The 25,336-nt window shown below is 41.5% G+C and carries 25 protein-coding genes and 1 other RNA gene; 22 read left to right on the top strand and 4 right to left on the bottom strand.

The genetic code is table 11. From position 1 onward, the window contains the following. The first annotated feature begins 46 nt into the window (after positions 1-46). From LI126_RS04000 to LI126_RS03975, 6 genes are all read left to right on the top strand, one after another. Positions 47-370: a PTS sugar transporter subunit IIB gene (locus tag LI126_RS04000; RefSeq protein ID WP_117497198.1), complete on the top strand. Its 324-nt coding sequence runs from the start codon at positions 47-49 to the stop codon at positions 368-370. 27 nt (positions 371-397) lie between these two features. Continuing rightward, the gene (locus LI126_RS03995) at positions 398-658 is read left to right on the top strand and encodes an HPr family phosphocarrier protein (RefSeq protein ID WP_015529770.1); all 261 of its coding nucleotides are present in this window, start codon (positions 398-400) and stop codon (positions 656-658) included. A 300-nt stretch (positions 659-958) separates the two neighbouring features. Continuing rightward, on the top strand, positions 959-1,426 hold the full coding sequence (locus tag LI126_RS03990) for a molybdopterin-binding protein (protein ID WP_020435645.1): 468 nt from the start codon (positions 959-961) through the stop codon (positions 1,424-1,426). Positions 1,427-1,459: 33 nt separating this feature from the next. Further along, entirely contained in the window at positions 1,460-1,933 is a 474-nt protein-coding gene (gene rnhA / locus LI126_RS03985) for a ribonuclease HI (RefSeq protein ID WP_015529772.1), read from the top strand. Between the two features lie 96 nt (positions 1,934-2,029). Continuing rightward, positions 2,030-2,383: RNase P RNA component class A (gene rnpB, locus LI126_RS03980), an RNA gene on the top strand. 114 nt (positions 2,384-2,497) lie between these two features. Continuing rightward, positions 2,498-3,529: a 3-deoxy-7-phosphoheptulonate synthase gene (locus LI126_RS03975; RefSeq protein ID WP_015529773.1), complete on the top strand. Its 1,032-nt coding sequence runs from the start codon at positions 2,498-2,500 to the stop codon at positions 3,527-3,529. 99 nt (positions 3,530-3,628) lie between these two features. Here LI126_RS03975 and LI126_RS03970 read toward each other — a convergent pair whose 3' ends face one another. From LI126_RS03970 to LI126_RS03960, 3 genes are read right to left on the bottom strand one after another with little or no spacing between them, the layout of a single operon-like run. After that, positions 3,629-4,069 carry an aspartate carbamoyltransferase regulatory subunit gene (locus LI126_RS03970; protein WP_015529774.1) on the bottom strand — a complete coding sequence of 147 codons (441 nt, stop codon included), beginning with the start codon at positions 4,067-4,069 and terminating at the stop codon, positions 3,629-3,631. 36 nt (positions 4,070-4,105) lie between these two features. Beyond that, positions 4,106-5,026, bottom strand: coding sequence for an aspartate carbamoyltransferase (gene pyrB / locus LI126_RS03965; RefSeq protein WP_020435641.1), 921 nt, complete (start codon positions 5,024-5,026; stop codon positions 4,106-4,108). A gap of 29 nt (positions 5,027-5,055) precedes the next feature. Then, the gene (locus LI126_RS03960) at positions 5,056-5,592 is read right to left on the bottom strand and encodes a nitroreductase family protein (protein WP_055171104.1); all 537 of its coding nucleotides are present in this window, start codon (positions 5,590-5,592) and stop codon (positions 5,056-5,058) included. Positions 5,593-5,849: 257 nt separating this feature from the next. On the opposite strand from LI126_RS03960, the gene pheA reads away from it, so the two are divergent. The 3 genes from pheA to LI126_RS03945 all read left to right on the top strand — a co-directional run bounded on the left by pheA (position 5,850) and on the right by LI126_RS03945 (position 9,260). Then, positions 5,850-6,992 carry a prephenate dehydratase gene (gene pheA, locus LI126_RS03955; protein WP_020435639.1) on the top strand — a complete coding sequence of 381 codons (1,143 nt, stop codon included), beginning with the start codon at positions 5,850-5,852 and terminating at the stop codon, positions 6,990-6,992. A gap of 84 nt (positions 6,993-7,076) precedes the next feature. Further along, positions 7,077-8,369, top strand: a complete 1,293-nt coding sequence (locus tag LI126_RS03950; RefSeq protein ID WP_195942021.1) for an ATP-binding protein — start codon at positions 7,077-7,079, stop codon at positions 8,367-8,369. 6 nt (positions 8,370-8,375) lie between these two features. Next, positions 8,376-9,260: a DUF6612 family protein gene (locus LI126_RS03945; RefSeq protein ID WP_227164860.1), complete on the top strand. Its 885-nt coding sequence runs from the start codon at positions 8,376-8,378 to the stop codon at positions 9,258-9,260. A 129-nt stretch (positions 9,261-9,389) separates the two neighbouring features. Here LI126_RS03945 and LI126_RS03940 read toward each other — a convergent pair whose 3' ends face one another. Next, positions 9,390-11,126, bottom strand: a complete 1,737-nt coding sequence (locus tag LI126_RS03940) for an Rqc2 family fibronectin-binding protein (RefSeq protein ID WP_227164859.1) — start codon at positions 11,124-11,126, stop codon at positions 9,390-9,392. A gap of 140 nt (positions 11,127-11,266) precedes the next feature. On the opposite strand from LI126_RS03940, the gene LI126_RS03935 reads away from it, so the two are divergent. From LI126_RS03935 to LI126_RS03875, 13 genes are all read left to right on the top strand, one after another. Then, entirely contained in the window at positions 11,267-12,145 is an 879-nt protein-coding gene (locus tag LI126_RS03935; protein WP_118113786.1) for a YicC/YloC family endoribonuclease, read from the top strand. Between the two features lie 19 nt (positions 12,146-12,164). Beyond that, positions 12,165-12,800: a guanylate kinase gene (gmk, locus tag LI126_RS03930; RefSeq protein WP_015529781.1), complete on the top strand. Its 636-nt coding sequence runs from the start codon at positions 12,165-12,167 to the stop codon at positions 12,798-12,800. 1 nt (position 12,801) lies between these two features. Then, complete coding sequence (gene rpoZ / locus LI126_RS03925; protein WP_020435635.1) at positions 12,802-13,047, top strand: DNA-directed RNA polymerase subunit omega; 246 nt, start codon at positions 12,802-12,804, stop codon at positions 13,045-13,047. 159 nt (positions 13,048-13,206) lie between these two features. After that, positions 13,207-14,529 carry a 30S ribosomal protein S12 methylthiotransferase RimO gene (rimO, locus tag LI126_RS03920; protein ID WP_055156636.1) on the top strand — a complete coding sequence of 441 codons (1,323 nt, stop codon included), beginning with the start codon at positions 13,207-13,209 and terminating at the stop codon, positions 14,527-14,529. Between the two features lies 1 nt (position 14,530). Then, positions 14,531-15,073, top strand: a complete 543-nt coding sequence (gene pgsA / locus LI126_RS03915; RefSeq protein ID WP_015529784.1) for a CDP-diacylglycerol--glycerol-3-phosphate 3-phosphatidyltransferase — start codon at positions 14,531-14,533, stop codon at positions 15,071-15,073. Between the two features lie 3 nt (positions 15,074-15,076). Further along, a complete protein-coding gene (locus LI126_RS03910; RefSeq protein WP_020435633.1) occupies positions 15,077-15,601 on the top strand; it encodes a CinA family protein in 525 nt (174 codons plus the stop codon). 330 nt (positions 15,602-15,931) lie between these two features. Beyond that, on the top strand, positions 15,932-16,624 hold the full coding sequence (locus tag LI126_RS03905) for an iron-sulfur cluster assembly scaffold protein (RefSeq protein ID WP_023923083.1): 693 nt from the start codon (positions 15,932-15,934) through the stop codon (positions 16,622-16,624). Positions 16,625-16,638: 14 nt separating this feature from the next. Beyond that, complete coding sequence (locus LI126_RS03900) at positions 16,639-17,649, top strand: GGGtGRT protein (protein ID WP_020435632.1); 1,011 nt, start codon at positions 16,639-16,641, stop codon at positions 17,647-17,649. A gap of 332 nt (positions 17,650-17,981) precedes the next feature. Then, positions 17,982-19,004, top strand: coding sequence for a LacI family DNA-binding transcriptional regulator (locus LI126_RS03895; RefSeq protein ID WP_227164858.1), 1,023 nt, complete (start codon positions 17,982-17,984; stop codon positions 19,002-19,004). A 257-nt stretch (positions 19,005-19,261) separates the two neighbouring features. Beyond that, on the top strand, positions 19,262-21,187 hold the full coding sequence (locus tag LI126_RS03890) for an NAD(P)/FAD-dependent oxidoreductase (protein WP_227164857.1): 1,926 nt from the start codon (positions 19,262-19,264) through the stop codon (positions 21,185-21,187). Positions 21,188-21,289: 102 nt separating this feature from the next. Continuing rightward, positions 21,290-23,296, top strand: a complete 2,007-nt coding sequence (bilR, locus tag LI126_RS03885) for a bilirubin reductase, long form (protein WP_227164856.1) — start codon at positions 21,290-21,292, stop codon at positions 23,294-23,296. Positions 23,297-23,437: 141 nt separating this feature from the next. Next, entirely contained in the window at positions 23,438-23,980 is a 543-nt protein-coding gene (locus LI126_RS03880) for a hypothetical protein (protein ID WP_117861399.1), read from the top strand. Between the two features lie 171 nt (positions 23,981-24,151). After that, positions 24,152-25,249 carry a glycerol dehydrogenase gene (locus tag LI126_RS03875; RefSeq protein ID WP_015529793.1) on the top strand — a complete coding sequence of 366 codons (1,098 nt, stop codon included), beginning with the start codon at positions 24,152-24,154 and terminating at the stop codon, positions 25,247-25,249. The last annotated feature ends 87 nt before the right edge of the window (positions 25,250-25,336 follow it).

The following is a 25,336-nucleotide window of genomic DNA, read 5'->3' as shown; positions in this document are numbered from 1 at the left end:
TATATGTTAAATTAAGGTCAGTCGAGGGACAGGAAAGGAAATGACGATGAGACATCTAACATTGATCTGTATGGCAGGTATTTCAACGAGCCTCTTAGTGAATAAGATGAAACGGCTGATTCGGAATGAGAATCTTGAAATCGCAGTCACAGCGATGTCGGAACGTGCATTTCAGGGTTACACAGGTCAGACAGATGTTCTGCTGCTTGGTCCGCAGCTGGGACATCGGTTCGAAAGCCTGAAAGAACAGTATGAGTCCAAAGGCATCCGCATAGACAGGATTGATCCGGAGCGTTTCGGAGCAATGGATGCGAAGGCTGTACTGGAGCAGGCATTTCCAGACCTGTCTGGACAAATAGGTGATAAATAAAATAAATTAAAGATAGGAGAATGTATCATGGCAAAATTTACTTATGTAGTACAGGACAACGAAGGAATCCACGCAAGACCGGCAGGAATGCTTGCAAAAGAAGCAAAAGCTCTTGAGGGAGTTAAGGTTACAATCGCTGGAAACGGAAAAACAGCTGACGCTACAAGACTGATGGCTATCATGGCTATGGGTATCAAAAAAGGTATGGAAGTTGAAGTAACAGTTGAAGGTGAGAACGAAGAAGCTGCAGCAGCTAAGATGGAAGAGTTCTTCAAAGCAAACCTGTAAGAGAAAGTCATACATATACTCATTTAATTTCTAGTTAAGAAAAGATGTTTTAACAGATCGATAATAAGGATTAGCCCTCCGGAAGAAAGATCTGTCAGGACATCTTTTTGTTTTTATTGAAAACGCTCCGCTTAGGATGCGCACTGCGGCGTATAATGTAGGCGTCGCAAGCGACCGCCGCAGGCGCAAGAATGTGCCGAGGCACATTCTTTGTTCTAGTTGCACAAAAGTTTATTGTTCTGTATAATGAGAAAGTACGAGTGGAGATCATAGTAGAATTAAGAAAGGGGCAGACAGAAGATGAGAGCGGTTATTTTATCATTAGATACAGGGGCATATAAAGCAAAAGCGGATGTGGCAGCGGCAGCATCACTCAAAAGAATGCTGGAGCAGGTTGGGATTGAAGTCCGGGCAGCAAAAGCATTTCCAGAGGATAAAGAAATGCTGAAAACAGTGCTCTGTAAGCTGGCAGATGCGGGAATGGTTGAACTGGTTCTGACAACCGGAGCAGTCGGATTCCTGGAGAAGCATTGTGCGCCGGATGCTGTGAGGGAGACAGCAGACCGTCTGCTTCCAGGTATTCCGGAAGCACTCAGGGCTTATAATCTTCGTCATACAAAGAAAGTGATTCTGGATCGTTCAGAGGCTGGAATCAGAAAGAAGACATTGATGATCAATCTGCCGGAGAGTGCCAAGATGGCAAAGGAAGATCTAGAATATATACTTCCAGAAGTGGTACAGGTGGTAGATACTTTTTCATTAAGATAAAACAGAAGGATGGAATAACAGGAGAGATTGAAAATGCTGGTAAAAATATATACAGATGGTGCAGCGCGCGGAAACCCGGACGGACCGGGTGGATATGGAACAGTGCTTGAGTATGTCGACACGAAGGGACAGCTTCATAAGAAGGAATTGTCCCAGGGATATGAGAAGACAACGAATAACAGAATGGAGCTGATGGCTGTAATTGCAGGTCTGGAGGCTTTAAACCGTTCCTGTGAAGTAGAAGTCTATTCGGATTCACAATATGTTGTGAATGCGTTTAACCAGCACTGGGTAGACGGCTGGATCAAGAAGGGATGGAAACGCGGGAAGAATGAACCGGTGAAGAATGTAGACCTTTGGAAACGTCTGTTAGAAGCAAAGCAGAAACACAGTGTGACATTTCACTGGGTAAAGGGGCATGATGGACATCCACAGAATGAAAGATGCGATGAGCTTGCGACAACTGCAGCAGATGGAACAAATCTTATCGTAGATGAAGGGCTGTAAAAATTCGAAAACAATGATTGATTAATAAAAATCAAGAAGAAAATCTTGAAAACAGTGGACAACAGAGGGATTTCTTAGTATAATTGAAAACTGTGTTGAGTAAGACAGACAATCGCGGCTGCAAGTGCCGAAAGGCCGCAGGTGAGGAAAGTCCGGGCTTCATAGGGCAGGATGCCGGATAACGTCCGGTGGAGGTGACTCCCAGGCCAGTGCAACAGAAATAAACCGCCTGTGCATTTTGTGCAGGTAAGGGTGGAAAGGCAGTGTAAGAGACTACCGCCTTGCTGGTAACAGGAAGGGCACATGTAAACCCCATCCGAAGCAAGACCGAATATAAGCAATGTGGCTGCCCGTCACGCTTAAGGTGGGTCGCTTGAGCGCAGCGGTAACGCGGCGCCTAGATAGATGATTGTTCAACGACATAACCCGGCTTATCGTTTTGCTCAATCAATGGAGGGAGTTTCTGTTTAGAAACTCCTTTTGTATTTTAGTTATTAATAATGCGGAAGAAGTTATTTGAGATAGATTCTTTTGCAAGAGACAGACAACGGAGGAATTAAGACCATGGGAATGAAAATTAATGCAGAATTACCATTACCTGCAAACCTGAAGGCGGAATACCCGCTTCCGAAAGAACTGGCAGAGATCAAGAAGAAACGTGATGCGGAGATTCGGGAGATTTTTGAAGGAAAATCCGATAAATTTGTTGTTATCGTGGGACCATGTTCCGCAGACAATGAAGATTCTGTGTGCGACTATGTGAATCGTCTTGCAAAAGTGAACGAGAAGGTATCAGACCGTCTGATGATCATTCCTCGTATTTATACAAACAAACCACGTACAACAGGAGAAGGATATAAGGGAATGCTCCATCAGCCGGATCCGGATCAGGCTCCAAACCTTCTTGAGGGTATCATTGCAATCCGCAGAATGCATATCCGCGCGATCAAAGAGACAGGACTGACATCCGCAGACGAGATGCTTTATCCGGAGAACAGAAGCTATCTTGACGATATCCTTTCTTATGAGGCAATCGGTGCCCGTTCGGTAGAGAACCAACAGCACCGTCTGACAGCCAGTGGAATGGACATTCCGGTTGGTATGAAGAACCCGACCAGTGGAGACTTTTCAGTTATGATGAACTCCGTAATTGCTGCTCAGAACTCTCATAACTTCATTTACAGAGGAATGGATGTTACAACAGAAGGAAATGATCTTGCACATGTAATTCTTCGTGGTGGTGTTGACAAATATGGAACCTGTATTCCGAACTACCATTATGAGGATCTTGTCCGTCTGGTAGATGTTTATGCGAAGAAAGACCTGAAAAACCCGGCAGCGATCATTGATGCGAACCATTCCAACTCCAATAAGCAGTTCAAAGAACAAATTCGTATTGTCAGCGAAATTCTTCACAGCAGAAGATACAATGATGATGTGAAGAAGATGGTCAAGGGAGTTATGATCGAGAGTTACATCGAAGAAGGAAATCAGAAGATCTGCGATCATATGACTTACGGAAAATCTATTACAGATCCATGTCTGGGATGGGAAGATACAGAGAAGCTGATTTATAAAATTGCAGAAGAGTGTTAAATTTATAAGAGCCAGGACAGATACCACACACGGTAACTGTTCTGGCTCTTATATTAGATGTGGGAGTCAATCCCACATCTGATATAGATAAACGATGGATTATCTGCGGCTATATTTCTCCTCGCAGTACTGGCATCTGTATACCTGATTCTCTTCATCAGTCAGTACAAATACATGATCAAGTCCCTGCTCGATTGATGTGATACATCTTGGGTTCTTGCAGCGGATCACATTTTTGATCTTCTTAGGAAGAGTCAGAGGTTTCTTGGAGATGATCTCTCCGTTTTCAATAATATTTACAGTAATGTTGTGATCGATGAATCCGAGAATATCAAGATCCATGAAATCGATCGGGCATTCAATCTTCATGATATCTTTTTTGCCCATTTTATTACTTTTTGCATTTTTGATGATGGCAACACAGCAGTCTAATTTATCCAGGTGAAGGTATTTATAAATCTCCATGCTTTTGCCGGCTTCAATGTGGTCAAGAACGAATCCTTCAGAGATGCGTCCTACAGTTAATGTATTTTCTAACATTTTGTTACCCCTTTCGTACTATGAAATATGATTATATTAGTCAACGTGAATATCCAAAAGTGTAAGGATCAGAGCCATACGCACATATACTCCGTACTGAACCTGACGGAAATAAGCAGCACGTGGATCGTCATCAACGTCAACAGAGATTTCATTTACACGCGGAAGCGGATGAAGAATATACATATCTTCCGGAGCGAGTTTCATTTTCTCTTTGTCGAGAATGTAGAAGTCTTTCATACGTACGTAGTCTTCTTCATTGAAGAAACGTTCTTTCTGAACACGTGTCATGTACAGAATATCAAGCTTTGGCATTGCTTCTTCCAGACGTACAACTTCTTCGTAAGGAATGTTCATCTTGTCAAGTACATCATGACGGATGTATTCCGGAAGTCTTAATTCTTCTGGAGAGATCAGTACAAAACGGATGCCTGTGTATCTCACGAGTGCTGTGATCAGTGAGTGAACAGTACGACCGAATTTTAAGTCACCGCACAGACCGATTGTCATGTTGTCAAGTCTTCCTTTTACGTTAAGGATTGTGAGAAGGTCTGTCAGTGTCTGTGTCGGGTGCTGGTGTCCACCGTCTCCTGCGTTGATCACCGGAATTTTGGAATGCTGGCAGGCAACCATCGGAGCACCTTCTTTTGGGTGTCTCATTGCACAGATATCTGCGTAGCAGGAGATTGTACGGATTGTATCAGATACACTTTCTCCTTTTGAAGCAGAACTGGAGCTTGCGGAAGAGAATCCCATAACGCTTCCTCCAAGGTTCAGCATTGCGGCTTCATGGCTTAAACGTGTACGAGTACTTGGCTCATAGAATAAAGTCGCAAGTTTCTTTCCGTCGCAGGCATGTGCGTATTTGTCAGGATGTGCCTCAATATCCTGCGCAAGTTTCAACAGTTCGTCCAGTTCTTCCACTGAGAAGTCCAGTGGGCTCATTAAATGTCTCATAAGTAACCTCCTTGTGTGATTGAATCACATTATTTATATTCTAGTAGATCAGTAACGGCTTTTCTCTTAGGTGCTTGCGGATCATCATCCGGCCAGCCGACTGCAATCAGAGCTGCCAGTTCCCTCTCTGGCGGAATCTCTAAAAGTTCTGTAATTTTTTCTTCATCAAAGATGCCCATGATCACAGTGCCAAGTCCCTGTTCTTTTGCAGCAAGACAGAAAGACTGGCAGGCAACACCAACGTCAAACATCTGCCATCTGTCTCCCTTTTTTGTGCTGTAGGATCCGTCACGTTCAAAACCGGATCTGCCTTTGATAAAAGTAACAGCAACCAGCATAGGAATTTGACGGATAATATTAGAATTGTAAACAGGGGTATAATCATCAGCGATCTTTTTGAGAATAGAGGGGTCTTCAATTGCAATATAACGAGTGATCTGTGTGTTTTTCCAAGACGGAGAATAGGAAGCAGTAGAAATAATAGAATCAATAATAGAATGATCAATATGATCAGGTTTATATTTTCTTATGCTTCTGCGCATCTTGATACAATCAGAAACGTTCATTTGTATACCTCCCAATGTTTTATTCGAGACGCTTGAATCAGATAAAAACCGATTGTTCTCGTATTCCATACCATGATATACTAAAACGAGAAGATTTTCAACAGGAAAATAAACTTTTTTCAAAGGATAGATTTTGTGGAAAAAATGTATTATACTTGGTACTGTTCATGCAGTGTTTTTACTATAATTAATTGTGTTACAAATCAGTATAAAAGAGATGCAGTATGGATGGAGTTTTTTAGTAAGGAGAAGTTAGGATGGCAACACTTGAAGAACTGAGAGTAGAGCTCGACAAGATAGATAACCAGATGGTGGAACTTTATCAGAAGAGAATGAATGTCTGCCGTGAAGTTGGAGATTATAAGGTGAAAGCCGGACGTAAAGTGTATGACCGGCAGCGGGAGCAGGAGAAACTTGCAGATGTGGCATCAAAGGTTGACAATGATTTTGATAAGAACGGAGTTCGTGAATTATATACGCAGCTGATGTCTATGAGCAGAAAACTGCAGTATCAGAAGCTGGTAGAAGCAGGCGCACTTGGAAGGCTTCCTTTTATTCAGATTGATTCTCTTGAGAAGGATACTGCCAGAGTTGTGTTCCAGGGAACAGAAGGTGCTTACGGAGAAGCAGCAATGCATCAGTTCTTTGGAGAAGATGTGAATTGCTTTCATGTAAGAACATTCCGTGATGCAATGACTGCGATTGAAGAAGGGGCTGCGGATTATGCGGTTCTTCCGATTGAAAATTCATCTGCAGGTCCGGTGAATGAGATGTATGATCTTCTGGATGAATTTGAGAATTATATTGTTGCTGAGACGATCCTTCCGGTAGTGCATACTTTGTCAGGACTTCCGGGAACAACACTTACAGATATCAAACGTGTTTATTCGAAAGCAGAAGCCCTTATGCAGACGACAGGGTTTTTGAATGACCATGCAGAATGGCAGCAGATCAGCGTAGTGAATACGGCAATCGCTGCGCAGAAAGTAGTAAAAGATGGAGATAAGGCACAGGCAGCTGTATGTAGTGCCTATGCGGCGAAGATTCATGGGTTGGAAGTTCTCGCAGATAATATAAATGACGAGCCGGATAACTGTACACGCTTTATCGTGGTGACGAATCAGAAGGTTTATCTGAAACATGCGTCAAAGATCAGTATTGAATTCGAACTTCCGCATCAGAGTGGGGCTCAGAGTGGTTCTCTTTATGATCTTCTGTCACATTTTGTATACAATAATATAAATATGACAAAGATTGAATCAAGACCTGTGAAAGGAAAACAGTGGGAATATCGTTTCTTTGTAGATTTTGATGGAAGTCTGGAGGACGCAGCAGTGAAGAATGCATTGCGTGGACTGAGAGAAGAAGCAACGAATTTGAGAATTCTTGGAAATTACTAGATATTAGAATAGATAGAAAAACAGAATACAGAGCAGGTGGAGCGAAAGCTCTAGAGGGATTTACTGGAAAAGAGGTTATTTAGAATGCGTACAAACGAACTGATGCTGTATAAAAATATGGAATATGGAGAGATTCTAAAGGATATCACATTCCTGATTGATAATTATGAGAGTGAATTTTATAACAAAGAAGATTTAAGAGGACTCCTTTTTGATTGTATCAATGAACTTTTGGAATTATCAGTAAGCCACGGTTTTGAAGGGAATCTGTGGCATACTTATCTGACATTTCTTCTTGCAAGTGATGAGAATGCATACAGCACTTCCTGTGAGATCGTAGGACAGATTGAAGGTAGTCTGAATGAGATTGCACTTCATGATTTTGCTATTTTTAAGGAAATGTTTGACTATGATTTCGAGGAACTGGAAAAGAGTCTGGACGCTGACTGCCTGAAGATCATCATGGATTATAAGAGTGGTAACAGTGGCGGTAAAGTGTTCAACCGTCGTGTCAGGGACAGAATCTGTGATCTCAGCCGTGCCCTTGCCGCGACGCAGAACGTAGATCATTTCAAGCGTACACTGACGCAGTTTTATAAGGAATTTGGAGTTGGTAAACTTGGACTTCACAAGGCATTTCGTGTGGAGCATCCGGAGAATTCTGATGTGGAGATCATACCGATTACAAACATTGCCCATGTACATCTTGATGATCTTGTAGGTTATGAAGATGCAAAGAAAAAGCTGGTTGATAACACGAAAGCATTTGTAGAAGGAAAGAAAGCAAATAACTGTCTGATGTTCGGAGATGCCGGAACAGGAAAATCTTCCTCGATCAAGGCTATTTTAAATCAGTATTATGACCAGGGACTTCGTATGATCGAGGTGTATAAACACCAGTTCCAGGATCTGAATGATGTAATCGCTCAGATTAAGAATAGAAATTATAAATTCATTATTTATATGGATGATCTTTCTTTTGAAGAATTTGAAATTGAATACAAATATTTGAAGGCAGTAATCGAAGGTGGTCTGGAGAAGAAACCGAAGAATGTGTTGATCTATGCGACATCAAACCGCCGTCATCTGATCCGCGAGACATTCCGTGATAAGCAGGACAGAGATGAAGATATGCATACAAATGATACAGTACAGGAGAAGCTGTCATTGGTTGCAAGATTTGGCGTTACGATTTATTTCGGTTCACCGGATAAGAAGGCATTCCAGGAGATCGTGCGTGTACTTGCGAAAAAGAATGGAATCAATATGCCGGAAGAGCAGCTGCTTCTTGAGGCGAATGCATGGGAACTGTCTCATGGCGGTTTGTCTGGAAGAACAGCACAGCAGTTTATTGATTATCTGGCAGGACGGGAGTAATGCATTGTGTGGAAGGCTTTTAGAGTCAAACAGAACTTGGAAAATGGAATAACAGAAGAGAAAAACAAGAGTGGATTTCGCAAAAAGCTGATATCTGTACAGTTACTGATCGTATTTGTTGCGGTTATGCTGTTTTGTTCTGGATGTGCCGGGAAGATGAATGCAAAGAAGATTTTTCGTCAGTCTTCGGAAAATATGCAGAAAGTAACTTCTTCAGCAAACCATGTGGAGCTGGCAATTCAGATGTCTGATATTTTAAATCTGATGGAAGTAAACATGGAGATGGATCTGGAGAACACGACAGAGCCTCCGGCTGGTCATGCGAAAGGAACTGCCAGGGTGACGATCAAAGATTCTGAAGTATCTGCAGATCTGGAACTTTATCAGGTAGAGGAAGATGGAAAACAAGTGACATATAGTGGCACGAATGGATCCTGGAAGAAAGAGAGTGCAGAAGGAAGCAGCGAGAATCACCTTGGTATTGACGGAAATATTTTTGCACAGGAGGGGAAAGCGCTTGAGTCTTTCCACCTGTCCGAGCAGGAGACAACAGTAAATGGCAAGGCATGTTATCAGTTGTATGGCGATGTAACAGGAACGGAGCTTATGGGTCTTCTTGGCAAAGAGATGGTAGAAGCATATCATCTGGTGAATCTCCCGGAGGAGGATGCAATCCGTAATTTGAAAATTCCTGTTATTTTTGACATTTACAAAGAAGAACTGCTTCCGGCGAAGATCGTTGTAGACATGAGTGATGTAATGGGAGATTTATATAAGTCTTACGGAGAGACTACGAAAGTAAATCTTTACTCGATCGTGCTTCAGTTTACGGACTATAACAAGGTGGATGAAATCCATGTTCCGGATGAAATAAAGAATTCTGCGAAATAAAAGAAACGTTGCCAGAAATCCTGTGGTTGATGGTATATAAAAAGAAGGAAGCTTCAGACCGGGCTCATGCCGCTGAAGTCTTCCTTCTTTTTGTTATTACCACTTCTTTCATATTATACAGGTTTCATATTACTCAAGTTCTTCTATATTGCTGATATCGCTGTCAATCACCATGGAGTAATTTGTATAATAGACGACAAATCCAGGTTTCCCACCATTTGGTTTTTTGACCTGTTTTTTCTCCACGTAGTCAATCTCAACTTTATCGGAACCACGCATGCTGGAATAATAAGCTGCAAGTCTGGCTGCTTCTTCGAATGTACGGTCCGGAAGTTCATCCCCATGTGTTTTGACAATGACATGGGATCCCGGAGCTTGTTTTGCATGGAACCACCAGTCATTTCCGACTGCAAAGTGGAATGTCAGTTCTTCATTCTGAAGATTGTTCTTTCCGACATACATATGATAACCGTCACTGGAAATGTAATGGAGTGGTTTGTTTTTTATCCTGACTTTTTTCTTTGTATATTTTCTGCGGATATAGCCGGAGTTTGTGAGCTCTTCTTTGATTTCAGCAAGATCATCTTCTGTCAGTGCAATATCAAGTGCTGTCTGAATAGATTCCAGATAAGTGATCTCGTCCAATGTCTCTTTGCAAAGAACAGAAAGTGCTTCAAAAGTACGTTTTTGCTTGTTATATTTTGCAAAATAACGCTGGGAATTCTCCTGCGGTGTCTTTAATGGATCCATCGGAATGGATACCATTTCATTGGTGTAATAATTCAGGCATTCAAGAGCCTTTGCGCCTTCCTCCAGATTGTATCCATAAGTGTTGATCAATTCGCCGTACACTTTAAATTTTTCACGATTTTCTGTGTCTCTCAACTGACGCAGCTGCAAGTCATATTTTTTCCGGTTTCGTTCTAATGCAGTCTGAACTACGTGACGCAGATCAACCGATTTCTGTCGGATGCGGGTAATGAGACTGCGTGTCGAATAATAAGTCTCAAGTACTTCGGAAACAGAATCATATTCTACCCTTGTATAGTTGACAAAATGACTCAGCGGAAGAGCAGAGAATTCTTTTGGCTCTTTTCCATCGAAATAAATACCAGGTGAAAAGGTATCTTCTTTGATCGCGGATAAATAAATCTCAAATTGTGTATATAGATGAAGTAAAATATCAGCAGAATACTCCTGGGCCGGGACAGAAGAATCCATTCCTGCAAGGGAGCAGATCTCCTCCGCGGTTACAGGACTGATTCCGGTAAAACTTGTGTAAATTGCTTTGGCAAGTGGCATTGGTTTACCTGTCAGATGCGCTGCGAATTCTTCAGAAGTTACCGTGAGCGGATCTACTTTCTGCATGGTGTCCGGAATGAAATACTCTCTTCCCGGAAGAACTTCCCGGACAGAACTCATCTGTGCAGATACATGTTTGATACTGTCAATGATCTTACCCTGATCGTTACAGAAAATGATATTGCTGTGTTTTCCCATGATCTCGACGATCAGATCTTTCCGGCAGAGGTCACCAAGTTCATCGAGATGTTCAATTGTAAAATGAATAATACGCTCAAGTCCCGGCTGCCAGATATCAACAATGCGGCCGCCGCTGATATGTTTACGAAGAAGCATACAGAAGTTTGGGGCAGTCATCGGACTTGGCTTATTCTTCGAGGTCAGATAGACCAGCGGAAGAGAAGCATCCGCCGAAATCGACAGACGATACTGACCTTCCGTTGATTTGACTGTCAGAAGAAGCTCATCCGCTTCCGGTTGTGCAATCTTTGAAATTCTTCCGTTTAATAATTTATGTTTTAATTCGCTGGTGAGACTCGCCACAACGATTCCATCAAAAGCCATATTGTTTCCTCCTGAATAAAAGGTTTGTTTTCACATTTTTTAATTGTAACATAAATCGAATCTTTATAAAAGACTTGTTGACCATTTACAAACATTTGATGTATAATAGATTAGATTATAGTAAACAGAGGATGAAGACAATGATCAAAAGTATGACAGGCTTTGGCAGATGTGAGATTCAGCAGGATTCCAAGAAGTTTACCGTTGAGTTAAAGAGTGTAAACCACCGTTATCTTGATGTGAACATCAGAATGCCGAAGAAACTTAATTTTTTTGAAACATCCATCCGGACACTTCTGAAGTCTTATGCGAACCGCGGGAAAGTTGATATCTTTATTACATATGAAGATCTGTCACAGGCGCAGAGCTCTGTGAAATATAATCCATTGATCGCGGCAGAATATATGAAGTATTTTAAGCAGATGGAAGAAGAATTCGGGCTGGAAAATGACATCAGCGTATCTGCACTTGCAAGATTTCCGGAAGTTCTTACGATGGAAGAGCAAGTGGAAGATGAAGAGGAGCTTTGGAATGGACTGAAGAAAGCACTGGAAGGGGCTTTTACACAGTTTGTTGAGACGAGAATAACAGAGGGTGAGAACCTGAAGAAAGATATTCTTGCGAAGCTTACATTTCTGGAGCAGGAAGTCGCTGCGGTAGAAGAACGTTCTCCACAGATTGTGGCAGAATACCGACAGAAGCTGGAAGAGAAAGTGGCTGAGTTGCTGGCAGATACACAGATGGAAGAAAACCGCCTGGCAGCAGAAGTGATTCTGTATGCAGATAAGATCTGTACAGATGAGGAAGTTGTGCGGTTGAAGAGCCATATTCAGCATATGAGAGCAACATTGGAGGAGAAAGAAGGAATCGGGCGTAAGCTGGATTTCATTGCGCAGGAGATGAATCGCGAAGCAAATACGATTTTGTCTAAAGCGAATGATATCGAGGTTTCCAATCATGCGATCAGTCTGAAGACAGAGATTGAGAAGATCAGAGAGCAGATACAGAATATAGAATAGAGTAAAAGAGGGCAGGATCATGAATAAAAAAGGTATTTTGATTGTCGTATCCGGATTCTCAGGAGCCGGAAAAGGTACATTGATGAAAGAATTAATGAGAAAATATCCGGAGAATTATGCTTTATCCATCTCTGCGACAACAAGAGGTCCACGTGACGGGGAAGTAGATGGCAGAGAATATTTCTTCCTTTCCAGGGAGAAATTTGAAAAAATGATTGCCAATAATGAATTGATAGAGTATGCTAAATACGTGGAAAACTATTATGGCACACCGCGTGCATATGTTGAGAAGATGTTGGATGAAGGGAAAGATGTGATTCTTGAGATCGAGATTCAGGGAGCACTGAAAGTGAAAGAAAAGTTCCCGGATACGCTTCTGATGTTTGTGACACCGCCGAATGCCAGAGAACTGAAGTCCCGTCTGGTAGGAAGAGGGACAGAGACGATGGAGGTTATTGAGTCCAGAATGAACCGTGCCTGTGAAGAGGCAGAGGGAATGAGTGCTTATGACTATCTTGTCGTGAATGATGAACTGGATGATTGTGTTGAAGAGATGCATTCTATTATCCAGGGAGAACACCACAGAAGTTCACGCAATGTGAATTTTATGAATGACATAAAAGAAGAATTGGAAGAGTTGAAAGGAGAAAATTAATATGCTGCATCCATCTTATACTGACTTGATGAAAGTAGTTAACAAAGACGTTGAAGAGGGAGATTCTAAGGTTGTAAACAGCCGTTATTCTATCGTAATGGCTACATCTAAGCGTGCAAGACAGCTGATCGCCGGAGAACTTCCGCTTGTACCTGTGAAAGACGGACAGAAGCCGCTTTCCATTGCAATCGAAGAACTGAATGAAGGTGAGCTTAAGATCTTACCTGAGGACACTGACGAAGAGTAGAATCAGAACAGTAACGGAGCAGATGCAGAAAAGTGCAATCTGCTCTTTTGACGTTGTTGTTGAACGTTTTGTACATGCATGGAATGTATGAAATGATGCACAGAAGGTGAGATTTATTTATATTTTTTAGAGAGGATGACCAGGAGGTTTTACTAATATATGAAGATACTTTTTATATCCTTAGGATGTGATAAAAATCTGGTGGATACAGAAGTAATGCTTGGAATGCTTGCTTCAAGAGGTTACGAGATGACGAATGATGAACAGGAGGCTGATATTATTGTGATCAACACCTGTTGTTTTATCCATGATGCGAAAGAGGAAAGCATCCAGAATATTCTTGAGATGGCAGAATATAAGAAGAATGGCAGTGCAAAGGCATTGATCGTTACAGGATGTATGGCAGAGCGTTATCGTCAGGAGATTCTTGATGAGATTCCGGAGGTAGATGAAGTTCTTGGAACAACTGCATATGATCGCATTCTGGATGCGGTAGATGCGGCACTTGCAGGACAACATGAAGTTATGACAGCTGACCTTGATGCTCTTCCATTACCGGAGACGAAGCGTCTTGTAACAACAGGAGGACATTTTGCATATCTGAAGATCGCAGAAGGATGTGACAAACATTGTACGTACTGCATCATTCCGAAAATCCGTGGAAACTTTAGAAGTGTACCGATGGAACGCCTTCTGAAAGAAGCACAGGATCTGGCAGAGCAGGGCGTAAAAGAATTGATTCTTGTTGCTCAGGAGACAACGCTTTATGGAAAAGATCTTTATGGAGAGAAATCTCTTCCAAAGCTGCTCCGTGAACTTTGCAAGATCAGTGGAATCCGTTGGATCCGTATTTTATATTGTTATCCGGAGGAAATCACAGATGAACTGATCCAGGTAATGAAAGAAGAACCGAAGATCTGTCATTATCTTGATCTCCCAATCCAGCATGCGAATGATACCATCTTGAAGAGAATGGGACGTAGAACTTCAAAACAGGAGCTGATTGACATTGTGCAGAAGCTTCGTAAGGAAATCCCGGATATCTGTCTTAGAACAACATTGATCACAGGTTTTCCGGGAGAGACGCAGGAGCAGCATGAAGAGGTGATGGAATTCATTGACACACTTGAGTTTGATCGTCTTGGAGCATTTACGTATTCTCCGGAGGAAGATACACCGGCAGCCACATTTGAAGATCAGATTGATGAAGAAGTGAAAGAGGATCGTCAGGCAGATATCATGGAACTTCAGCAGGAAATTGCATTCGATAAAGCGGAAGACATGATTGGAAGAGAAGTTCTTGTCATGATCGAAGGTAAAGTTGCAGATGAGAATGCCTACGTTGGAAGAACTTATCGTGATGCACCGAATGTAGATGGCCTGATCTTTATCAATACTGACGTAGAATTGATTTCCGGAGATTTTGCAAAGGTTAAAGTGACCGGAGCATTAGATTATGATTTGATAGGAGAGTTGATGTAGTATGAATTTACCAAACAAATTAACAGTATTACGTGTGATAATGGTTCCGTTTTTTGTTTTCTTTATGTTGACAGATGTAGGCGGAGCTGCGAATAAATGGATCGCACTTGTACTTTTTATTGTTGCAAGTCTGACAGATATGCTGGATGGTAAGATTGCAAGAAAATACAATCTTGTAACAAATTTTGGAAAGTTTATGGATCCGCTGGCAGATAAACTTCTTGTCTGCTCAGCAATGATCTGTCTGATTCCTTCAGGAAAACTTCCGACAGCAGTTGTTATTGTTATTATTGCAAGAGAGTTTATTATCAGTGGTTTCCGTCTGGTAGCATCTGATAATGGCGTTGTTATCGCAGCAAATTACTGGGGAAAATTCAAGACAGTATCCCAGATGGCAATGATCATTGTTCTGATTGCTGATTTTGGCGGTGTATTCGACATGGTTGGAACAGTACTGATCTGGATTGCCACAGCACTTACTGTGATTTCTCTGGTAGACTATGTGTGGGCAAACAGAGAGGTTCTTACAAAGGGAGGCATGTAAGAGATGTATCTGGAGTGGTTTTTTAAAGAGAAAGCTGCAGGTGAGAAAAGTCTGGAAGAAGTTGTAGTAGATCTTCTTGCAGAGCGTAAACTTCATGTGACAACAGCAGAATCCTGTACAGGTGGATTGATTGCAGGAACGTTAGTCAATGTGGCAGGAGCATCAGATGTGCTGAACGAGGGATATGTTACGTATTCGAATGAGGCAAAGGAACGTCTAATTCACGTTTCTCATGAGACACTTGAAACTTACGGTGCCGTGAGTGAACAGACAGCGCATGAGATGGCTGAGGGTGCGGCAAAGGCTGCGAATGCGGATGCGGCACTAAGTGCAACAGGAATTGCAGGGCCTGGAGGTGGAACAGAAGAAAAGCCGGTTGGTCTTGTATATATTGGATGTTATCTGAATGGGAAGACGACAGTGAAAGAGTGTCGTTGGAATGGAAGCCGGATGGAGAACAGACTGGATACTGTGAAAGCAGCGTTGGAGATGCTGAAGGAACGTCTGGTGGAAGAGATGCCGGTGTAATAAGAAAAGATTAAGTTGAAGCAGTAACTGTTTCCAAAAGGATACAGAAGCTGCTTTTCTTATACATAAATTTGTCAAGTGTCATATTTATATAATTCTTTCCCTCAGATGGTGAAAATCTTGTCAAAGTTGTGATTGACGAATGCGACAAATTGTGCGAAAATAAATACATATGGTGCAGGGAGAAAGAGTTTGTGGCAGGTGACAAATCAACTTCTCACCGCGCAGACAGTTCAGTGTTAAAAAATAATGCAGAGCTGTCAGTTTTTGTGCGAAAAAAATAGTGTACCGTATACGAAGAAAATCATACATATTGAAAGGAGTATTAACATGATTTATTCACACGAAGTAGAAATGATGTGTCCGGTAGCCCAGGGCGTAAACCATGGCGCAGCTCCAATTCCAGAAGAAGCTAAATGGGTAAAGGCAAAAGAAATCAAAGATATCTCCGGACTTACACACGGTGTAGGCTGGTGTGCTCCACAGCAGGGTACTTGTAAGCTCACACTGAACGTAAAAGACGGAATCATCCAGGAGGCACTTGTTGAGACAATCGGATGTTCAGGAATGACACATTCCGCAGCTATGGCTTCTGAGATCCTTCCGGGAAGAACACTTCTTGAAGCTCTGAATACAGACCTTGTATGTGATGCTATCAACACAGCTATGAGAGAACTGTTCCTTCAGATTGTTTACGGAAGAACTCAGAGTGCATTCTCAGAGGACGGACTTCCGATAGGAGCAGGACTTGAGGACCTTGGAAAAGGACTTCGTTCACAGGTTGGTACAATGTACGGAACACTGAAAAAAGGACCTCGTTATCTTGAGATGACAGATGGTTATGTAACAGGAATCGCACTGAACGAAGATGACGAGATCATCGGATATCAGTTTGTAAACTTCGGTAAGATGATGGACTTCATCAAAGCTGGAGACGAGCCGGCTGTAGCGCTTGAGAAAGCAAAAGGACAGTACGGACGTGTTGACGATGCTGTTAAGATCATTGACCCAAGAAAAGAGTAAGGAGGACTATTTCAATGGCATTATTTGAATCATATGAAAGAAGAGAAAAACAGATTCTTGCAAAACTCGCTGAGTATGGAATCAACTCCATCGAAGAAGCTGCAGAAGTAACTAAAGCAGCTGGTCTTGACGTTTACAAGATGGTTGAAGGAATTCAGCCAATCTGTTTCGAGAACGCTAAGTGGGCTTACACAGTAGGTGCTGCTATCGCAATCAAAAAGGGATGTACAAAGGCAGCTGATGCAGCAGCAGCAATCGGAGAAGGACTTCAGTCTTTCTGTATTCCGGGATCTGTTGCAGATCAGAGAAAAGTTGGTCTTGGACATGGTAACCTTGGAAAAATGCTTCTTGAAGAAGATACAGAGTGCTTCGCATTCCTGGCTGGACACGAGTCATTCGCAGCAGCTGAGGGTGCTATCGGTATCGCTGAGAAAGCAAACAAAGTTCGTAAAAAACCTCTGCGTGTTATCCTGAACGGTCTTGGAAAAGACGCTGCTCAGATCATCGCACGTATCAACGGATTTACATATGTTGAGACAGAGCTTGACTATCACACAGGAGAACTGAAAGAAGTATTCCGTAAAGCATACTCTGAAGGACTTCGTGCGAAAGTTAACTGCTACGGAGCTAACGACGTAGTAGAAGGTGTTAAGATCATGTGGAAAGAGAATGTAGACGTATCTATCACAGGTAACTCTACAAACCCTACAAGATTCCAGCACCCAGTAGCAGGAACATATAAGAAAGAGCGTATCGAAGCTGGAAAGAAATACTTCTCAGTTGCTTCAGGTGGTGGTACAGGACGTACACTTCACCCAGACAACATGGCAGCTGGACCGGCTTCTTACGGAATGACAGATACAATGGGACGTATGCACTCTGATGCACAGTTCGCTGGATCTTCATCTGTACCGGCTCACGTTGAGATGATGGGACTTATCGGAGCAGGAAACAACCCGATGGTTGGTATGACTGTTGCTGTAGCAGTTGCTGTAGAAGAAGCTGCAAAGGCTGGTAAATTCTAAGAATCCCAGTAAAATCAAAGGTTGAAAATAGACAATGTTCGCAATTCAAAGTGTTCATTGTCTATTTTTTATTTTTCCTAAAAATGTGTTCATAGCTACATGTATGAAATGAAGAGCAACAAAAATATAATCCATAAATATTACCCACAAAAAACTGTCTTATTTCAAGATAGTTTGTTATAATAATAAAACAATGAGTTATATAGGATAATAAAGGAATATAAGAATTAATGATTACGAACAGTATTCATTTTCAGAAATAGTTAAAGTTTGAATATATGACGATTTTGAAATTAATTTTACTACAATCTAGAAAAAACGAGGCATCACACATGAAGATAAAGATGGTAGACATTGCAAGGCATCTCGGAGTTTCCAAAGCGACAGTTTCGCTTGCGGTGAATGGAAAACCCGGTGTGAATGAAGAAACCAGAAGAATGGTTTTGGAATGTTTGGAAGAAATGAAGAAGAATAACGGAGTGATTCCGGTAAAAGAGAATATCGTTACAGTGTCTGGCCATCCGGTGAATCAGATGATCAAAATAGTGATCGTTAATCACAGCAAAGGTGCTGCGTGTAATTCAGAAACAGATCTCTGGTCAAATGTACTTGCTACATTTGATTCTGAAGCAAGAAGACTTGGATATCTTTATGGAGTGACGTATTTAAATGATGACATTGCGCAAACAGAAGCAGTAATTACGGAATGTAATATGGATTTTGTGGCAGGCGTTCTTCTTTTTGGAACCGAATTAAAAGAAGAAGATCAAAACCTGCTTGAAAGAATCAAAAAACCATTGGTTCTTTATGACTGTGAACTTCCAGATAGTCGGTATAGCAGCGTATGTACAGACAATAGACAAATGCTAAAAAGTGCTGTGGATTATCTGTACAAGGAAGGTGCATCAGATATTTATTATTTCTGCACAGGGAAAGATAATTATAATTATCGAGTTCGTAAAGAAGCATTTTTAAATACAAAGTCTAACGAAGATACTGCATCTGCAAAACATATTCTTGATCTTGGAGATGAAATTCCAAAGATAACGGAGACTTTGTTAGACTGGTTGAGAAAAAATCCGCTTCCGCAAGGAATTTTATTTGAAAATCAACAGATTTCAATCGGTGCGTTGACGGCGCTTCGAAAGTATGGAGTGAACATCCCACAGGAAGTGAAAATTGTCGGATTTGGTATGATTCCTGACTATATATATCAGGATCTAAAGTTGGTACAAATGAGAATATCTGAAATAGAAGGTGTTCTTCTTACAATGGATTTACTGGATAAAAAGATTCGTCAGTATTCAATGTCTAAAGTTAAGATATACACAGAAGCAGAAATGATTATAAGTTAAAATAATCGTAAGACAAAAGAACAAGATGAACAAAAAGAGTTTTTGGATTGTGTGAAAATTCACAAGATTCAGAAACTCTTTTTGATTATTCGCATAATTATATTGATTTGTAAGAGAATGAGTTGTAAAAATCATACAAATACAACACCATAATTATTAAAAAACTGGTATAATATAATAGTGAAAAATTTATCAATTTCAATCTGCAGCGAGATGATAAAAGAACGGGAAAAGAAAACAAATTGGAGGAACAGAAAATGAATGAATATTTTCCACATTTATTTGAACCAATTAAGATTGGGAAGACAACGGTAAAGAACAGAATCTTTATGCCGCCGATTTCCACAAACATGGCAGATAAAGGCTATGTGACAGATGCGTTGGTTGAGCATTATTCAGCCAGAGCGAAGGGCGGAGTTGGACTGATCGTTACAGAAGTTACGACAGTAGAGCCGGTATATACATACTTGCCGGGAGATATGTCAATCTATGATGACTCTTATATTCCGGGATGGAAGAAACTGGTAGATGCAGTGCATCAGTATGATACGAAGATCTTAGCACAGCTATTTCATCCGGCTTATATGGCATTTCCAATTCCGGGAACGCCTCAGCTGATCGCACCGTCCAATGTCGGTCCTTATTATGCGAAGTCAGCACCGAGAGCAGTAACAGTAGAAGAACTGCATGTACTTGTTCAGCAGTTTGGAGAGGCTGCACGCCGTTTCCAGATCGCAGGCGGAGACGGAGTCGAGATCCAGTGTGCACATGCGCATGGACTGCTCGGTGGATTCCTCACACCACTTTATAATAAGAGAACAGATGAGTACGGCGGAGACATTAACGGACGTCTCAGACTGACACTTGAAGTAATTGCAAAGATCCGTGAACTTTGTGGTGATGATTTCATTATTGATGTTCGTATTTCAGGAGATGAGTACAGTGAAGGTGGTCTGACACTGAACGACATGATCTATGTATCCAAACAGCTTGAGAAAACAGGTGTTGATTTCATCCATGTTTCCGGAGGAAATACGATCAAGAGAGGAAGTTCCATGCCTGCACCTGGTACATCACCGGCACCGCATGCACACGCAAGTGAGGAGATCAGAAAGCATGTGAATATTCCGGTATCTACAGTTGCAAGAATCAATGAACCATGGGTAGCGGAAGAACTTATCGCAAACGGAAAGACAGATATCTGTATGATTGGTCGTCCGAACCTGTGTGACAGTGAATTTGTTAATAAAGCTGCAGAAGGAAAAACAGATGATATCCGTCCATGTATCGGATGTGGACGTTGCCTGACAGGAATCATGTTTGGTAATCCGATCAGCTGTACAGTGAATCCATCTGTAGAGTCTGACGAGATCAAAGAAGCAGACGAGAAGAAGAAAGTTCTTGTGATCGGTGCAGGTCCGGCAGGAATGGAAGCGGCTTATGTTGCCAAGAAACGCGGACATGAGGTTGTTCTTTGCGAAAAGAGTGGTGAGTTCGGAGGACTCTTAAGACTTGCAGCAGTTCCAATCGCCAAGCAGGAACTTTGTAAAGTAATCAAATTCATGGCACGTCGTCTGAAAAACGAAGGAATTGAAGTTCGTATGAACTGCGAAGTAACACCGGAAATGCTTGCGGGAGAATTTAAGGATTATGAGGTTGTCTGTTCTACAGGAGCAGTTCCGAAGGAAATCCCTCCATTCAAAGTATTTAAGCAGACAATGACAGCAGATGATGTACTTGCAGGAAGAAAATATCCGGGAAGAAAGATTGTTATTCTTGGAGGCGGATCGGTCGGATGTGAGACAGCAGATTATCTTGCACCACTGATTGATGACATGTTCCCTGCAAACCGTGACATTACAGTGATCGAGATGACGCCATCACTGATGCCGGGTGAAGGCGGAGCAGCTAAGAGTCAGCTGACAATGAGACTCAAGAGAAAAGGTGTGAAGATTGAACTGAACAGTCAGGTGACGAAGGTTGATGAGACTACGATCACTTATGAGAAAGACGGACAGGAATATCATATCACAGATGCGGATACACTGATCTTTGCAGTCGGTTATGCACCGAACAAGGTAGAGACTACAGAAGAGAGAGTTCATTTTATCGGAGACTGTGATAAAGTCGGAACTCTGAAAGATGCAATTGCTGCAGGACATAAACTGGCAGAAGAATTATAATTGCTAAAAGAGATGTCAGCAAATGCTGACAAAAATTATGCATGAAGTCTCAAGTATGTTAATTTGAAAGACATTAAAAATAAAGCAGAACGGAGAAAAAAGATGGGGAATAAATTATCAGAACCAATTAAAGTTGGAGATCTTACTTTTAAAAACAGAATCATGTTTCCACCGCTCACAACAGGTTATGAAGAAAGAGACGGATCGATTGGGGAGAGAAGTCTGAATTTCTATGAAAGACTTGCGAAAGGTGGAGCAGCATATGTTGTTATCGGAGATGTAGCTCCTGTAAGAACAGCTTCACCGACACCAAAGCTTTATGATGACAGTCAGATTCCAGTATATAAAAATCTGGCAGATACATTACATAAGTATGATTGTAAGCTTGCACTTCAGTTATTCCATCCGGAGTATGATGTTCCTGGAGTTGGACGCATGATCATGGAGGCAGGTATTGCAAGACAGGCTGCGGCAAAAGCACAGGCAGAGGGAAACGCAGAAGAAGCAAAGAAACAGATGGAAGAATGCGACAGACTTACGAAAGGCGCTTATGCAAAACTTCATCATGATATGCAGCATTTTGTAACAGAGGCAACGGTTGAGCAGTTAGAAGATATTAAAAACAGTATCGCTGCATGTGCAGCAAAGGCGCAGAAAGCAGGAATCGATGCGATTGAAGTACATGGAGATCGTCTTCTTGGTTCCCTTTGTTCAAAAATTCTGAACCATAGAGAAGATCAGTATGGAGGAAGTCTTGAGAACCGTACAAGATATGCACTCGAAGTAGTAGCAGCAATCAAAGAAGCTGCACCGGATCTTATGATTGAGTATAAACTGCCAATCATTACAGTAAATCCTGATGGATCACTTCGTGGAAAAGGCGGACTTGAGGCAGAAGAAGGAATCCGGTTTGCAAAGATGCTTGATGAGGCTGGAATCGATATGATTCAGGTTGCTCAGGCGAACCATACAGGAAACATGGGAGATACAATCCCGCCGATGGGAGATGTTCCGTATAACTGGACACTTCCGGTAGCCAGAGAAGTGAAAAAACTGGTATCAGTTCCGGTTGCAACAGTTGGTCGTGTTGTCAGCTTAGAAGCAGGAGAGAAGATCCTCGAAGACGGAGATGCCGATATCGTAGCTTATGGACGTTCCATGCTTGCAGATGCAGATATTGCCAATAAAGCTATATCCGGAGAGTGCATCAGAGAATGCTTGAACTGTAATAAAGGATGCGTAGATGCAATTCAGGGACGTAAATACATTTCCTGCGTATTAAATGCAGAGAACGGAAACGAAGGAACTATATTTATCAAACCTGCAGACGAGAAGAAAAAGGTTGCAGTTGTAGGTGCAGGAATCGCCGGACTTGAGGCAGCAAGAGTTGCAGCAAAACGTGGACATGAAGTAACCGTATTTGAGAAATCAGATAAGATTGGTGGACAGATTCATTTGGCAGCAGTTCCGCCAAGAAAGAGCGAGATTTTAAGATCTATTGAATATTATGAGAAGATTCTACCAGAACTTTCTGTAGATGTGAAATTAAATACAGAAGCAGATTGTGAAGAGCTGAATAAGTTTGATCATGTAATTCTTGCCATCGGTGCGCATAACATGGATCTTCCAATGTCTGTTACAGACAGCAATGTTGTTTCTGCCTGGGATGTTCTTGCAGGATGCGAAGTGAGTGGAGCATGTGCAGTACTTGGCGGAGGATTAGTTGGAACTGAAACAGCAGAATTCCTTGCACAGAAAGGTCTCAAAGTAAGCATTGTCGAGATGCTGGATCAGATTGCAACAGGAGAATCCGAGACAGTAATGCCACTGATCAAAAAAGACTTTGAAGAACACGATGTAAAAGAGTATGTGAATACAAGAGTGAATTCCATCGAGAATAATGTGATTCATGCTGTGAATACAAAAGACGAGTCAGAGGTTACAATTGAAGCTGATACAATTGTGAATGCACTTGGGTCTAAGAAGAATCTCTTCGACGACAGTAAGCTGACAGTTCCATTTGTATATGTTGGAGACTGTAGCGGTGAGAGAACAGCAGATATCTCAGCAGCAATCCGCAGCGGATATCAGGCTGGAAATGAAATCTGAGAATTTTTAAATTTTATTCAGTGAGAAAATAAGTAAAATACAGGGTGGTGCTGTAAACAGAAAATCTGTAGACAGTATCACCCTGTTTCAGTTATAATAAAATAAAATTTTTGTTATAAAAAATGAAAATGGAGCAAGGCTATGATAAACAAAGAACTATTTTATAAAGTAACATTAATTGATTGTAACGGAAAAGAATTGGAAGTTGCTAAATTTCTGCAGATTTTAACAGGAATGGAAAAAACAGAAACAAGAAGAATTGTAGCGAGTTTACCGTGTGTTTTGTATGAAGAGCTTGACGGAGAGGCGTGTTCTTATATTGAGGAGGCACTGGATTTCTATACAGCAAAATATAAGTTTGAACCAGTCGGTGATGAAAAAGAAGTGTATGAAGTAGATCCATCGGTGTATCCTTCAAAACAGGTGATCGCGCTTGGAAGTATGGTTGATTACATCGGAAAGAGGTCAGAGTTTGTAAGCATCGCGAGAAAATATGATTTCCCGAAGAATGTGAGCCTGAATGATACGCCATTCTTAGTAAAAGATGGTTTGGCAGAAGAACAGGCAGTGAACCTGCGGCAGGATCTTCGCAATATGGGAATGTTTGCGCTGATTATGAGAAGTGGGGCAGAAGTCCAGCAGGTGAAGAAGAGGGGATTTTTAGCAGGGGTGTTTGCACGTTGAGATGAATAAAAGGGTTGTTTGATACAGACAGCTGTGAGTAGTGATTATATAGCCGATTTCTTACAGAAAATTCAATTGGATTTTATTGACACTTTTGCTGAGAAGGACTACAATATCTTTAGATTGTTAATTTAATAACATACAAATAAGGAGTTTAGGAGGCAGACAAAAATGGCAAATATTTTATGTAGTCCAAGCAAATATGTTCAAGGTGCAGGTGAGATGAAAAAGCTGGGTGAATATGCTCAGAAGTATGGTAAAAAAGCACTTGTACTGATCACAGAGTCGGGGTATAAACGTATTGAAGACGTTCTCAAAGTTGGATTTGAAGGATATGATATTGAACCAGTGTATGAGTATTTCAACAGAGAATGTAGCAAGACAGAAATTAATCGTTTGGTAGCCGTTATGAATGAAAAGGGCTGTGATGTTGTTATTGGTATTGGCGGAGGAAAGATCCTTGATACTGCGAAAGCAGTTGCTTATTACAAAGAAGTGCCGGTACTGATCTGTCCGACAATTGCATCTACAGATGCGCCATGCAGTGCACTTTCTGTTATTTATACTGATGAAGGCGTATTCGAAGAATACTTATTCCTCCCAGCTAATCCAAACATGGTTCTGATGGACACAGAAATCATTGCAAAATCACCAGTCAGACTGACAGTTTCCGGAATGGGTGATGCACTTGCAACTTATTTTGAAGCAAGAGCCTGTCAGGCTAGCGAAGCAACAACTTGTGCTGGTGGAAATGTTACTATGGCAGCGATGTCACTCGCAAAACTGTGCTTTGATACATTGATGAATGAAGGTGTGAAGGCAAAACTTGCTCTGGAAGCAGGAGCCTGCACAAAAGCTGTTGAGAAGGTAATTGAAGCTAATACATTGCTTAGTGGAATCGGATTTGAGAGTGGCGGTCTTGCAGGAGCACATGCAATCCATAATGGATTCACAGTTTTGGACGAGTGTCATCATATGTATCATGGAGAGAAAGTTGCATTTGGAACAATCACACAGCTTGTTCTGGAAGACATTCCGGCAGAAGAACTGGAAGACATTATAGATTGGTGCATTGAACTGGGACTTCCTGTTACATTAAAAGAACTTGGTATTACAGAAGTGACAGACGAGAAGCTTATGGCAGTTGCGACAGCAGCCTGTGCAGAGAATGATACACTTCATAACATGCCATTTGAGGTGACACCTGAGACTGTATGCGCAGCAATTAAAGCAGCAGATGCTTACGGAAGATATTTCCTGGGAGAATAGAATATAGGAAATAGGACACCATTTCGTTAAAATAGAAAAACCAATTTGACAAACTGATTTTCTGTGGTATAATTTTCATGCTGTGAA

It is taken from the genome of Mediterraneibacter sp. 210702-DFI.5.30 (assembly GCF_020560115.1).
GTDB classification, from domain to species: domain Bacteria; phylum Bacillota; class Clostridia; order Lachnospirales; family Lachnospiraceae; genus Mediterraneibacter; species Mediterraneibacter faecis.
This window is presented reverse-complemented; position numbering and strand designations above follow the sequence as displayed.